Genomic DNA, 12,072 nt, shown 5'->3' with positions numbered 1-12,072 from the left:
GCCAATCGGTGGTGCGTTTTTCTATGGGAGGAGAAACAAAAATGAAACGATTACTAGGGATAATTGCAACGTTATGTATCCTATTTTCACTTTCTACAAGCGTTTTTGCGGACAGAGTACTTCTGATACCGGATGTGCCGAAAACGCCATACAGGGGCGGTGTAGGGTTATATGAAGGTGTGGTTGCCCACAGTACGGCAACACCTGAAGCGCCAGCTATTAATATTCAACGTTATGAAACTCGTACCTGGAGAAATGCGTTTGTGCATTGCGTAGTGGACTGGAATGAAACCATTCAAATTGCGGATATAAAGTATATTGCGTATGGAGCGGGGCCAGCGGCGAATAAACGATTTGTCCATGTAGAGTTATGTGAGACAGCTGATTACGCTAAGTTTAAAAGGAGTTATGAGAAGTATGTACGATTACTTGCAAAAATATTAAAAGATAATAATCTATCCGTAGAAAAAGGCTTATGGACGCATAACGATGTGAGAAAGTACCTCGGCGGTACAGATCATGAAGACCCGATTGATTATTTACGTAGCCATGGCGTGTCAGAATCTCAGTTTAGGAGTGATGTGCAGCGAGCGTATACCAATGGTGAGAGAATGAAAACAACAGGTGAAGAGGAATCAGTCGTCCACACACAGGGCGTTGCGTATATCCTTGGAAACAATGTGAACCTACGAAAAGGAACAGGAACAAATTATGGTGTCATTCGTCAGCTCCACAAACCAGAAGCGTATCAAGTGTGGGGAGAGAAAGATGGTTGGCTCAACCTTGGTGGTGAACAATGGGTGAAATATAATCCAGCGTATATCAGGCTTGAAAAGCAAGAATCAGTAAATCTAGTTGTAGGAAAGCGTGTAGTCTCTAAAGTGAATAACTTAAGGTTCTATGATTCTCCGTCATGGCAGGATGAAGATGTAGCGGGTACAGTGGATGAAGGGGAAGGATTTACAATCGATGAGAAGATAGATGTGGATGGCTTCACGCAATTGAAAGTGCACAATTCGAAAGGGTGCGTATATTACGTGACATCGAACATAGCTTTTGTACAGGTGAGGTAATTCACGAATAGTATACAAAAAGTTCACATATATAACATGTCGAGTTGGTATGATGATTGAAATAAAAGAAAGAGCATCCCAATAAACGGAATACTCTTTCGAACTTAGTTTACAGAAATAGTTTTTGTTGATTGAACCGTTGGTTGCTGTCCAGATGGCCATGATGTTTCACGTGTTGAAGTTCCATCAATAACAGTCCAAGGGCTAGAAACTTTACTACCATCCATTCTTTCTAAAGAATATTCTGTCGCTAAAGCATATTTTGCCCAAGCAAAGTCTTTGGTATCAGAAGGATTTTTTACAACCTGCTCTACTGTGGTTTCATTAATGTCAGTTGTGGTTGTACTACGTGTTATTGTTAATTCTTTTGTGAATTTTGCTTCTAAAGAAGCAGTTCCTTTTTTAGAAGCTTTTTCACCTCCAAATGAAGCTCCCAAATCTGCTTTAATTTCAATACCAGTTTTATCAACCATACTATCCACATCTACTCGTGACATACCGGTTTTAGTTGTGACAGTTTCACTTGAACCCGGAGTAAAATTACGTGAATACAAGCGCTTCCAATATTGTTTTTTCACTAGACGATAGTAAGGACTATTTTGGATTTTAGTAGCATCAGACCAGTTACTATCTGTTACCATAATAGCTGGCATGATCGTAGAACCTGTTACAACAGGTACGGTTTGATCAGGAAGATTTTGACCATATCCAGTGTATTTTGGTACATCTGGTAAAGATTGATTTGGTAATAGTTGCGGCATGTTTCCGTTTATATGTTCTTTATTAGTAGGTTCCCAGTAATTATAGAGAATATTGGCGAAATCTCTTTGTAATACAATTCCTTTCGCATGACCGTTTACAATTGTTCCGTCAAATTGGTTTCTTAGCACAAATGAACCATTGTATTCGTTCTCAAGCCGAAAAGTTTTTCTAGATATGTCATTTGTGTTGCTCCATCCCATTTGAAGATAGGGGCGTGCACCATCTGTTTTGTCCCAGCCATTATTTTCGGCGTTAGTAAGTACATTTCCCGTATCTTTATTTGCGATTGCATAATATCCATTATCTAGTGCATAAAAAATATATTTTTGGACTTGTGAATCAGGTACTAAAAAAGTAGGGGTATTAATCATCAAAGGCATCATAATGGAACTTGCAAACATTGCTTTGTCATTGTATTGTTTATTTTTTATTTGATAGAAGTAACTATCATCAGGTTTTTCAGCAAAAGCTGTTCCACCAGAACCTAAACTAGTTAATCCTAAAGACAGTGCTAGTCCAACTGTTGAAAGAACTTTTAGTTTCATTTTGTTTCCTCCTAGTGTGCATGTTCCTTAAAAAATATTTTAAATTTATTTTTTAATTTTAAGGTAATTTGAAAATAACATAGGATGATAGAGGTAGGCTAGCAAAATTATTTTAGTAAAATATTACAAATAAAAAAGAACATTCCTGGTTGAATGGGAGGAATGTTCTTTTTCTGGTGAAGTGACATTGGTGATATAGTATATAAATTGAATATATGTCGGTCACCGCGTGAATATGCAGAAAAAAAGAAACATCTTGGAGTGAGAATAAGATGTTTCTTTTTTGTATTGCAGTATCGGCAATGTTAGTATATGAGTTACTTACATACAGTATGACTTAAAAATAATAAAGCACCTCCACGAGGGAAGGTGCCCGATGAAACGAGGAATGTCTAGCTGTTACTAGTAGCTTATGCAGCGAGTAAATTAGGCATACCACTTTTTTAGTATTTCATGTCTTTACGCTGTAGGCCCTTGATCTAGTTGCAACTCTTTTGTTAACGTTTCTCTAATATGCTGAAATATTTTGTTTTTTTCACTAGTCTTAGTATCCTTATTGCATGTTCGCGTTTCTAAACAATATGTTCCATCTATTCCTTTTTTACAAATAAGTTCACCGAGTTGTCCCAAAGAAACATGGTCAAATATATATCGAAACTCATTTTCTATTAGTTTCCTATAAACAGTTACTCCTTTAGGTAGAGGAACTTTTTCACCAAATATAGTGTTTGGTTCGGGAGAAGACATTCCTAATACCTCACTTACTCGGAGGTTTAAACTCACAAATGATTCTTCCATCAGGAGAGCTGTTACACCGGTTATATGACATTGGTGAAACAAGATAGCTTCTTGTAAATCTGCATGGGCTTGTATAATCATCTCTTTTGTTATCGGTCCTAATTCAGCAGTATCTTCATATTCCGTAATCATAGAATAAATTCTTGCGTATTCTTCATAAATTCCAATCACCAATACATCTAGTACTTTTTCTGAAACGGTTGTCATTTAGTTAGCCACCTTTACTAATGCGCCAGTTCATGAGAACTACATACGCATAATCTTTTTATAAAAATTTTCAGCTTGTTCTTCGCCACAATCTAATAAATTTAGATATTCATCGAAAAAGTCAAAAATAACAGCAACTTGATGATCTCGCAATTTCATGTGATTGACAACGTACATTGTACCTTCAGCAGCAATATCATCATTATACGTCTTTTTCTTGCGTATCCATTCTTTCCACATGGTTAATGCGCGCTCGATGCACTGTTTATCTGCGGCATAGCGTTCCCACTCCCATCTCATTACCATGAACCCCATCTCCTCATTCTTCTAATAGTTCTTGATAAGTATTTTTATAAAAATCAAAGATTCCCTTCTTCCGTAAGTCGTCTAACAAAGGCATAATTTCTCTTAATTTTAATTTAGGCTCAAATCCAGCAGCAAGCGCAGTTAATTCTACTCGTTCCGAATAATAACAAATATAGGCTAGCTCATATTCAGTGCGTTTTGGCATAGGGTCTCCTTTCAATTTATGGTAGTCTAGTTAGTATCACAGGTTGATTTTACAGGGATAGTGTGATTTTGAAAACATGTAGATAGAAATGGCTTAACCATAAGGGGAATTATATAAATAAAGGATTTTCATTAGCATTAAAAGAAATAGTATCATGATCATATTAACTAAACTGTTCAGTTAAGTTAATACATCAATAGTTAATTATTTATTCATATAAGTGTTGATTTAACGGTTTAAATTCATTATGCTAACTTTAAGCAGATAAAAGGAGGGAGTATGTTGACTAAAGTTATATCTATTTCTCAGAATAAGGGTGGGGTTTTGAAGACATCACTTGTCGTAAACCTTGCTGGGGTGTTAGCTACGCAAGGTAAAAAAGTTTTGATTATTGATACAGATAATCAAGGGAATGCTTTAATTTCTTTTAATCAAAATCCTGATAAATGCCAATATACTTTATATGATGTTTTGGTAGATGGTTTACCGGTGCAACATGCGATTATAAATGTTCATGATAATGTGGACGTCTTACCATCTAACGATGATATGTCATTTTTTGAATTGGATGTTCTTCCAGAAATCATGAAGTATCCAACTCCTTTCGGTTTATTGAAAAAAGCAATGAAAGATGCAATGGAAGATTATGATTACATATTTATTGATACACCACCAAACTTAGGTTTAGTTCAAGCGAATGTATTAGAATTTGCAACAGATGTCATTATTCCATTTCAACCAGAAGTTTATAGCATGAGATCGTTAGTGAAAATGGTAAACACAATCGCAAAATTTAAAACAAAAACAAATGCTGAACTTAATCTTCTCGGTGTCGTTCCGACTCTATACGACAGAACGACAACCCTGCATGAAGAGGTATTACAAGAGTGTCGTAAATTCTGTTTACAAAAGGACATTAAAGTATTTGAAACAATCATTCCAAAATCAATTAAGTTTGCCAAAGCAATAGCATACGAAAAAAAACCTGCAACACTTCTTAAAAAGAAAGATAAAGTTGTAGATTTGTATGTAGATTTAGCAAATGAATTATTAGTAGAGGTGACAGTATAATGGCTCGTGCGGGAAAAGGCGATTTAGTAGATTACGGTAAGGGGGTTCAAACCAAGAAAAAAGGTGGAAAACTAACTGTACCTGCATTTGAAGAACTAGCTAATAATGAAACAATTAATGAACGTCAAGAGATTCAAGAAACTAATAATGCCAATACTGCTGAAGTAATTCAAGAACATGAAGTGATTAATGAACAACAAAATGCAGATAAACCTAAACATGTTCATGATAAACTTACTGAACAGTTTCTTGAACAATTTAAAAAAAATGTTACAAAAGAAGATACTCATACGCGTCAGACATGGTTGATAAAAAATGAAACCATTAAACGCCTGGAGAAGCTTTCTAAAGAGAAAAGAAAAGGATTTAAAACGGAGCTTGTGAATCAGGCGCTTGAAATGTTTTTAGATCGAATAGAAAAATAGAGGACAAGCATTAAGCTCCTCCTCTTGTTTACAAAACTACTAATCTTAAGTTAAAATATTTGTAGAATTATCTGAATAAAAGCACAAGAGTCTTAATCCTGCTGTCGCCAAACTTTAGGATTAAGACTCTCTCATAGAAACTACACAAGGTGTTCAAGCCCTGTTGTTTATTAAAATTGTATCTTTATAATAACAAATTTAAACCAACAGGTAAAGTATAAATGTATCTTGTGTAGCTTCCTTTTATTCTCAAAAGGAGGCTTTTTGTATGTCGGAAGCGATACAGCTATCGCAAATAGAAACGTATATTGAAGAATGGCATGAATGTTATCTTTCAGAATTGAAAAAAACGGGTTATGTGGTGACATTAGATTTAAGCAAAGAAGAGCATAAACAAATTTGGTATGGGTTGAATGACTTAGAACACTTCATCAGAAGCTCCAGATTGTCTCTTAAGGACGTTTATGTCTCTCTGAACGCTTTTCGTCACGGTAGTCGTAAAACGGCTGATTTGAGGCAAATACGCAATATAGGAGTAGATTTAGATTTTTATAAACTTAGACTGACGAGAGAGCATGTGATGGAAGAGTTAAATAGATTAATTGCGAGAGGTACGATACCCTGTCCGAATGTAACATTACACGGTCGTGGCATGCAATTAATTTACAGCATTTCTGGCGGTGCTGCACCTGTTATGCGATACATGGCTCAATACATAACGAATAACCTAATTAAATCTTTAATGCATCTAGGCGCAGATGGAGCGTGTTCGGATTTATCTCGCGTATTCCGTTTACCACATTCCGTCCACAGTAAGACTGGCAAGCAAATCGAAGTAGATATTTGGACGAAACGAGAGTATCAACTGACGGAACTCTATGAATACGTACCACCGATGGAGAAAAAGCGTCCTACGAAGCATAAGGGTATCATAGAGACGTTACCAGCACCGAAAGGTGTTATGACTCTCTACAGTTTAAATACAGCGCGTAAAGTTGATTTAGAAAAGATTGTGGAGATGCGAAAAGGTGAGATAGATCATAGGCACGATATGACATACATATATGCGTTCACAACGGCTTTAATTGTCAAACATCAAGGTGCAACGGTGGAAATGACATTGCAACTGAATGATAGGTTCACAGACCCACAGAAAACAAGAGAAGTAGAACGCACTGCGAAAGATGCATATAAAGATGCGATAACGTTCTTCGATGCATATACGAAAAATGATTTCGAGATGCAGGGGCTACCAAGGAATTTAATTAAACCAATGAAGAATACAACGGTCATGGACAAGCTGAATTTGAATCTCACGCAAGATGAGATTGAGCATTTGACGACGTTGATTAGTAAGGGGGAGAAACAACGTAGGAATACTAGTTATCAGAAGAAAAAGAGACGTGATCAAGGTGTTAAGTCAAGAGAAGAATATTTAGCGGTATCTACAGAACAAACGGATAAGCAGTTAAAACAATTAAGAGAATTGATAGAGAAAAAGCCAACCATAACAAATAAAGAAATATCAGCTAAATTAGGAGTATCGATACGTCAGGTGCAACGATATAAAAAAACAAATATAGGGGGGTGACATAGTATGTCAGCTTAAAGCTTTTATAATAATTGGACTACGTGCAAAAAAAATAGGGAAGGGTGTTCGGTATGACTGTTACTGTAGGGGCTTGGGTTGTTATTTAGGGTGCGGTTTGTCCAGTTGTTCAGTTGGATTTATAGGTTGCTACTTGTATGGTGTATTGTATTTCTGGTTTTATTTTTCAACCTATTCTTTTGGCTATGCCTGAGAAGGTGCCTACTTTACAGGAGATTTAACGTGGGGTATTGGAGCGTCTCTAGGGAATCGTTATGGATATTTGGTTTCTAGGTTGTAATTTTATTTATAGTAAGGTATGTGAAATTTTATATAGGAGTGTATAGAGGATGTTGTATCATGATTTATCACATGGATATCAGTATAGTTTTCGTTCTGATCTTTTTAGGGGATTACGATTTTTCTTGGAGGATATCCAGTATTGTGTGATTGAGGAAAATGTATCTTTTGTTACAGAGGAGTTTGTGCAGGTATTTAAAGGTTATTTACAAGGTTCTACTTTATTTATGAAATGGGAGCGTATGGGACTTGAACTAGATTGTTTTGTATTGCAACAGTTATTAAGAGAAAAAGAAGTATCTTTGAGAAAACGTAGTGCTACATTGAAACATAAGAATTATTTTTATACTTTATTACGTGATTTGGGGTTACAAGAAGAATTACCAACGGATTTTTTATATTTAAAGAAAAGATTGTTGGAACTGGAAGTAATGAAAAAACAAGTAGCAAATAAGAAATGTAGTAGTTTAGTTTCTGCTCGTCAGCTTACTGTATTAAAAAGGGCTTGGGAAAAAACGTTTGGACGAACATTAGTAATTTCTAGGGATATTACACAAGGAGAAGTAGATGAGTTATTTTTCCGCATACATAAGAAACAGTGTAAAGTAACTAGGGAACAAAGGGTATGTTCTTTTTAGAGAATGTATGCTATATTTAAAGTCCCTATAGTATAATTCCATGCCATTGTATATGGTAAGTAACAAACGTATCCTTCGAAACCATCACATGTTTGTGGTGGTACTTTTTAATATTGGTGGTTATAGTAGTGAAAATATATGTAGTTCAATTAGTGACTTTACAAGATGGAAGTCATGTCTCTGGATTGATGAAGACATTTAAATCTATTATTCGTCCTATGGAAGGGGATTTGTTAGATGATCCAGGATTTTATGCCGAGCCTTATGAATATACGATAATAAAAACATCGATTAATTATGAGACGGATGAGTGTTATGTTTCAATGAAGCCAATTCTTATGGAAACTATGGATGAAAAGGTGTTATATACGTATATTGAAAAATTGAAGATGAATGGTTGGAGTGTAATTCCTACTGAAGAATTCGTTCAGGGTCATACAAATGTTGTACGAAAAGAACATGGCAAAGGTATTTAATTTTAGGAGATAAATTATGTCTAAAAGTTTTAATATGGATTCACATGATTATGAACAAAGTGCCGATATATTGAGGGTATTAGGGCACCCTATACGCTTGGAGATTATGCATACATTAATACGTAAAGGCCCACTAAATGTATCTGAATTGTGGAGAGCAGTAAGACTTCCACAGTCTACTGTGTCTCAGCATTTAAATAAATTAAAATCATTGAAATTAGTAAGTTATGATCGGAAGGGATTAGAAGTCTTTTATCGTGTGGACGATCCAACTGTTATTAAAATTATCAAAACATTAGGATTATAAATTTTCATTGGTAAGAATATGAAAGTATGATAGAATAAAGACAACTGTATATTGTGAGGGTGGTTGGTTATTAACTTCTTTCCATTTTGTGATGGAAGGAGGTGATAATCATGGAATTCATTGTAGAGCTTTTGAAGGAAATGGCAAAAGGGATTATACGTGAAGGATCTGCGTATTTTTTCAGAAAGCAATTTTTAGATAAAGAAAATGAAAACAATGAAAAACCCACCCTCAGCCGTGACAAGTTGAAAAAGTGGGTTTTGAAAAAATCTAAAAAGTAAGATAACCACTACCTTCACGGTAACAGTTACTAGGAGAGATGTTAGCGCATCTCTTCTTTTATTTTATGCATAAAAATAGTTAACTATACTTTGTTTGTACCATCATTATAACAAATATGTTTGAAAAAAGGCAACCCTCATTTCCAGATGTTGAATGGGGGCTGTCTTTTTTCGTTTTGTAATTTTGAATGTGAATCAAACGTAAGGATTAGTTATATACTATCATACAAAGTTTCGACATATATTGAGAAACTTCTGTTTTGCATGGTTATGGAATGAAAGGTTTATATGGTTTTATGAAATAAGAAAATATACATTGCCAAGACTAGTCCGTTAAGTAGTATTACTGGGATAATTAATAATGCTATAGAAAACATGGCTGCTGTAAGTAAGATTTCCAAAGAAAATCCCTGAAAGTTATTTGGTATGTATTCATATAAAATAGTGTATATAATCCCATCTATTCCGATAGATATTATTGACAATAGTACGAATAGAACTACTGCTTGAAATTTAGTATATTCTGTAGCTCTGTGCCCAAGAAACAAGCCAAGAATCAGTTGTGTGATTCCGAACGAAACAGCGATGGTTATAACATTGTGTAGAGAACCTACCATAGTTTCAGTATGTATGTAGTATAGTACAACTAAGATTGTGAAAATAGGAAAGGTAATTCCAAGAATCCAAAACGGCTTCTTCAATAATAGTCTCCCCTTTTTAATAAAATATGGACCTTATAGGACTCGAACCTATGACCGGACGGTTATGAGCCGTCTGCTCTGACCAGCTGAGCTAAAGGTCCATTGGTACGACTAGCTTTCCACACTAGTCGCCGTAATAACTATATGCATAAGTATTTTACCACATCTTTATACAAAAAGAAAAAACGCAATCATAACGAAAGCGTCTCTTCTTTGTTGGTAAACTATCTCATTAAGTAATAACAAGAAAGGGTTTCAATGCCTAACAGTATTTTACCACACATCCACATCGACAAATATTGAGAAAATTCAACATAGATAAAAGGTATATTATGGTGGAAATAAGTTAGATATATGAAAAACGTAAAAATTGGAGGGGATTATTCTCAGCCAATTTTTAATTTGGTAGATGTACAGACCACTTAAACCGCAATCATCTGTTAATTTCAGGTAATTGTATATTGAGAAAGTTTTTTTGGGGTTGCTAACTATGTTGTCGTATGTCTAAAAATGATATAATTACATGAGGTTAAAGGTATTTAAAACCATTGATACCAAAGGTTTTAGTAGAATTCCACTTTGATTTAACAGATGATTCTTAAGAATTAAGCAATTATATTGGAATTATTCGTAATGATTATTGAATACATGTACATTAATAAAATCAAACATACAAAATAAACTCGCAGAGCGTGTGTAAGAGATAGAGTGACCAAACCTCTGACACCGTTCACCTAACGCTACCTTAGGAAAACACTTCGCTACATACGAGTTCCTGCACATTTTAACATACATATGTCTTGTAGTACAGCATTCCTATGGAAAAAGTTAGGGTTGAGATCTTTTTATTAGTTCTAGGGGAGGGGGATAATATGCAAAGTGAATTACAAACAATTAAGGACGAAATGCATGCATTAATTTTAGCAAAAATGTCGATGAGAAAATTTGCTAAAATGCTAGGAATCGATAGAAAGAAGATTATTAAAGGTTTAACGGGACAAAGTAAAACAGAGATGAAGCTAGATGTATTTCTAAAAATTGTATATGCTCTTTATGAAGATCATGCATCGCGTAGAAAACGAATGAATCTTTTTATTTTAGAAGCTAAAACACCTTTAAATATCCGAAAGGGGTTGTGCTTTGCGCACGTTTGTGGCGAATATAACATTATTACTCAGCTCGTAGAAATGAATAAGGAAAATGCACAGGTGGAAAAATATTTGAAGGTCTATGATATATATAATCAGAGAAGTGAAAATAAATTAAAAGGGCAAGAATTGATTGATAAGGTAGAAGAGTCAGCCATATCTAGCGACCCGGAATGTCAAACGTTAATGAATTTAATATACATGGTTGCTATGTATGATCAAGATAATGCGAAAGCAACTGCACCGTATGCTGCATTAGCTTATAAAAATTTGCAAGAAATTGAGCAAAAATTCATACAAGATTGTTTAACCATCCAGTATAATGAAAGAATGGCATACCAATATTTATTGAATAATGATATCAAAGAAGCAAGAGAAAAATGTTATGACATAATAAACTGTGAATTAGAAGTGCCGATTTTAAAAGCTACCGCTAAAGGGTGCTTGGGCGAGACGTATATATATGAATGCCCCTTGACTGCGGAAAAGCATATCATAGAAGCGTTGTCTTGGCTTGAAGAAATTAAAGTCCCTAAACAATCACAAAAATTCTTTGCGTTTAAAACCACTTTAGCACATGTGTACTTGGAGTATAATTTTAATATAGATAAAATCGATTTTAATTACATACATGAAAATGAAGAAGCGTTATATGAATGTTTGCATGGAGACCGTGAGAAAGGTTTAGCTATGTTTAAATCGTTGGAAGAAAAAGGTTTTACATCTCACCAATTATTTGCTTATTCCAAGGCGACAAATGATTTAGAGGGTTTACGCGCAGCCTTGCTTTCGTTTCAGCGTAGTGGGAATATTTTCTATTCTGAAGGAGTGAAAAGAATTTTGATGAAAGAAGAGGTTACTATATGAAACAAATTATTATCATTACGATCATCGTTGTCGGATTTTTGGGTGCTACTGTATCTCAATCTAATAATCATGCAATGAGTAAAGATAAAAAGATAGAGAATATACAAAGGGTTGCTAGCGACCCTGGAACAGGATGAAACAGCTAAAAATAATAACAATTATATAATGTATGATAAAAATGTTAGTCGTTGCCAATAGGCAGCGACTTTCGTCGTATATAAGGGTTGGCGCAAAAAATATTTCCAAACGAAAAATGAACCACTAAATTTTACCAAAGATAAAAGGAGAGATTTTCATGATAACAAACAGAATGGAATTTGATCGATGCGAGATGACGAAAGAAAAATTAGCTGATGTGCTGTGGAAGACTCTGG

The 12,072-nt window shown here is 34.8% G+C and carries 14 protein-coding genes and 1 tRNA gene; 10 read left to right on the top strand and 5 right to left on the bottom strand.

Annotated features, from left to right (window positions below; all coding sequences use genetic code 11):
• Positions 1 to 41: 41 nt before the first annotated feature.
• Positions 42 to 1,073 (top strand): N-acetylmuramoyl-L-alanine amidase, encoded by a 1,032-nt coding sequence (locus ACODS7_RS29030; RefSeq protein WP_243169053.1) that lies wholly within the window; start codon positions 42 to 44, stop codon positions 1,071 to 1,073.
• 104 nt (positions 1,074 to 1,177) lie between these two features.
• Here ACODS7_RS29030 and ACODS7_RS29025 read toward each other — a convergent pair whose 3' ends face one another.
• The 4 genes from ACODS7_RS29025 to ACODS7_RS29010 all read right to left on the bottom strand — a co-directional run bounded on the left by ACODS7_RS29025 (position 1,178) and on the right by ACODS7_RS29010 (position 3,896).
• The gene (locus ACODS7_RS29025) at positions 1,178 to 2,380 is read right to left on the bottom strand and encodes a hypothetical protein (protein ID WP_243169054.1); all 1,203 of its coding nucleotides are present in this window, start codon (positions 2,378 to 2,380) and stop codon (positions 1,178 to 1,180) included.
• Between the two features lie 459 nt (positions 2,381 to 2,839).
• Positions 2,840 to 3,385, bottom strand: a complete 546-nt coding sequence (locus tag ACODS7_RS29020) for a hypothetical protein (RefSeq protein WP_243169055.1) — start codon at positions 3,383 to 3,385, stop codon at positions 2,840 to 2,842.
• Positions 3,386 to 3,424: 39 nt separating this feature from the next.
• Positions 3,425 to 3,691, bottom strand: coding sequence for a hypothetical protein (locus ACODS7_RS29015; protein ID WP_243169056.1), 267 nt, complete (start codon positions 3,689 to 3,691; stop codon positions 3,425 to 3,427).
• A gap of 13 nt (positions 3,692 to 3,704) precedes the next feature.
• Positions 3,705 to 3,896, bottom strand: coding sequence for a hypothetical protein (locus tag ACODS7_RS29010; protein ID WP_243169057.1), 192 nt, complete (start codon positions 3,894 to 3,896; stop codon positions 3,705 to 3,707).
• A gap of 279 nt (positions 3,897 to 4,175) precedes the next feature.
• Here ACODS7_RS29010 and ACODS7_RS29005 point away from each other — a divergent pair, with 279 nt between their 5' ends.
• The 7 genes from ACODS7_RS29005 (at position 4,176) to ACODS7_RS28975 (ending at position 8,982) form a co-directional block, all read left to right on the top strand.
• The gene (locus tag ACODS7_RS29005; RefSeq protein ID WP_243169058.1) at positions 4,176 to 4,967 is read left to right on the top strand and encodes a ParA family protein; all 792 of its coding nucleotides are present in this window, start codon (positions 4,176 to 4,178) and stop codon (positions 4,965 to 4,967) included.
• Entirely contained in the window at positions 4,967 to 5,392 is a 426-nt protein-coding gene (locus tag ACODS7_RS29000) for a hypothetical protein (RefSeq protein WP_243169059.1), read from the top strand. Before ACODS7_RS29005 ends, ACODS7_RS29000 begins: the two co-directional genes overlap by 1 nt.
• Positions 5,393 to 5,660: 268 nt before the next feature.
• Positions 5,661 to 6,983: an AsnC family protein gene (locus ACODS7_RS28995; protein ID WP_243169060.1), complete on the top strand. Its 1,323-nt coding sequence runs from the start codon at positions 5,661 to 5,663 to the stop codon at positions 6,981 to 6,983.
• Positions 6,984 to 7,330: 347 nt separating this feature from the next.
• Entirely contained in the window at positions 7,331 to 7,918 is a 588-nt protein-coding gene (locus ACODS7_RS28990; RefSeq protein WP_098679089.1) for a hypothetical protein, read from the top strand.
• A 128-nt stretch (positions 7,919 to 8,046) separates the two neighbouring features.
• On the top strand, positions 8,047 to 8,394 hold the full coding sequence (locus tag ACODS7_RS28985; RefSeq protein ID WP_243169061.1) for a hypothetical protein: 348 nt from the start codon (positions 8,047 to 8,049) through the stop codon (positions 8,392 to 8,394).
• 16 nt (positions 8,395 to 8,410) lie between these two features.
• The gene (locus ACODS7_RS28980) at positions 8,411 to 8,701 is read left to right on the top strand and encodes an ArsR/SmtB family transcription factor (protein WP_098679090.1); all 291 of its coding nucleotides are present in this window, start codon (positions 8,411 to 8,413) and stop codon (positions 8,699 to 8,701) included.
• Between the two features lie 110 nt (positions 8,702 to 8,811).
• The gene (locus ACODS7_RS28975) at positions 8,812 to 8,982 is read left to right on the top strand and encodes a hypothetical protein (RefSeq protein WP_176545641.1); all 171 of its coding nucleotides are present in this window, start codon (positions 8,812 to 8,814) and stop codon (positions 8,980 to 8,982) included.
• A 728-nt stretch (positions 8,983 to 9,710) separates the two neighbouring features.
• Here the strand turns inward: ACODS7_RS28975 and ACODS7_RS28970 are convergent.
• Positions 9,711 to 9,784, bottom strand: a tRNA-Ile gene (locus tag ACODS7_RS28970).
• A gap of 771 nt (positions 9,785 to 10,555) precedes the next feature.
• Here ACODS7_RS28970 and ACODS7_RS28965 point away from each other — a divergent pair.
• Both ACODS7_RS28965 and ACODS7_RS28960 read left to right on the top strand, forming a co-directional pair.
• Positions 10,556 to 11,698, top strand: a complete 1,143-nt coding sequence (locus ACODS7_RS28965) for an AimR family lysis-lysogeny pheromone receptor (RefSeq protein ID WP_243169062.1) — start codon at positions 10,556 to 10,558, stop codon at positions 11,696 to 11,698.
• Positions 11,695 to 11,835 carry a hypothetical protein gene (locus tag ACODS7_RS28960; protein WP_243169063.1) on the top strand — a complete coding sequence of 47 codons (141 nt, stop codon included), beginning with the start codon at positions 11,695 to 11,697 and terminating at the stop codon, positions 11,833 to 11,835. The genes ACODS7_RS28965 and ACODS7_RS28960 overlap by 4 nt, the downstream gene beginning before the upstream one ends.
• The last annotated feature ends 237 nt before the right edge of the window (positions 11,836 to 12,072 follow it).

Source organism: Bacillus sp. FG16 (assembly GCF_057809515.1).
This window is presented reverse-complemented; position numbering and strand designations above follow the sequence as displayed.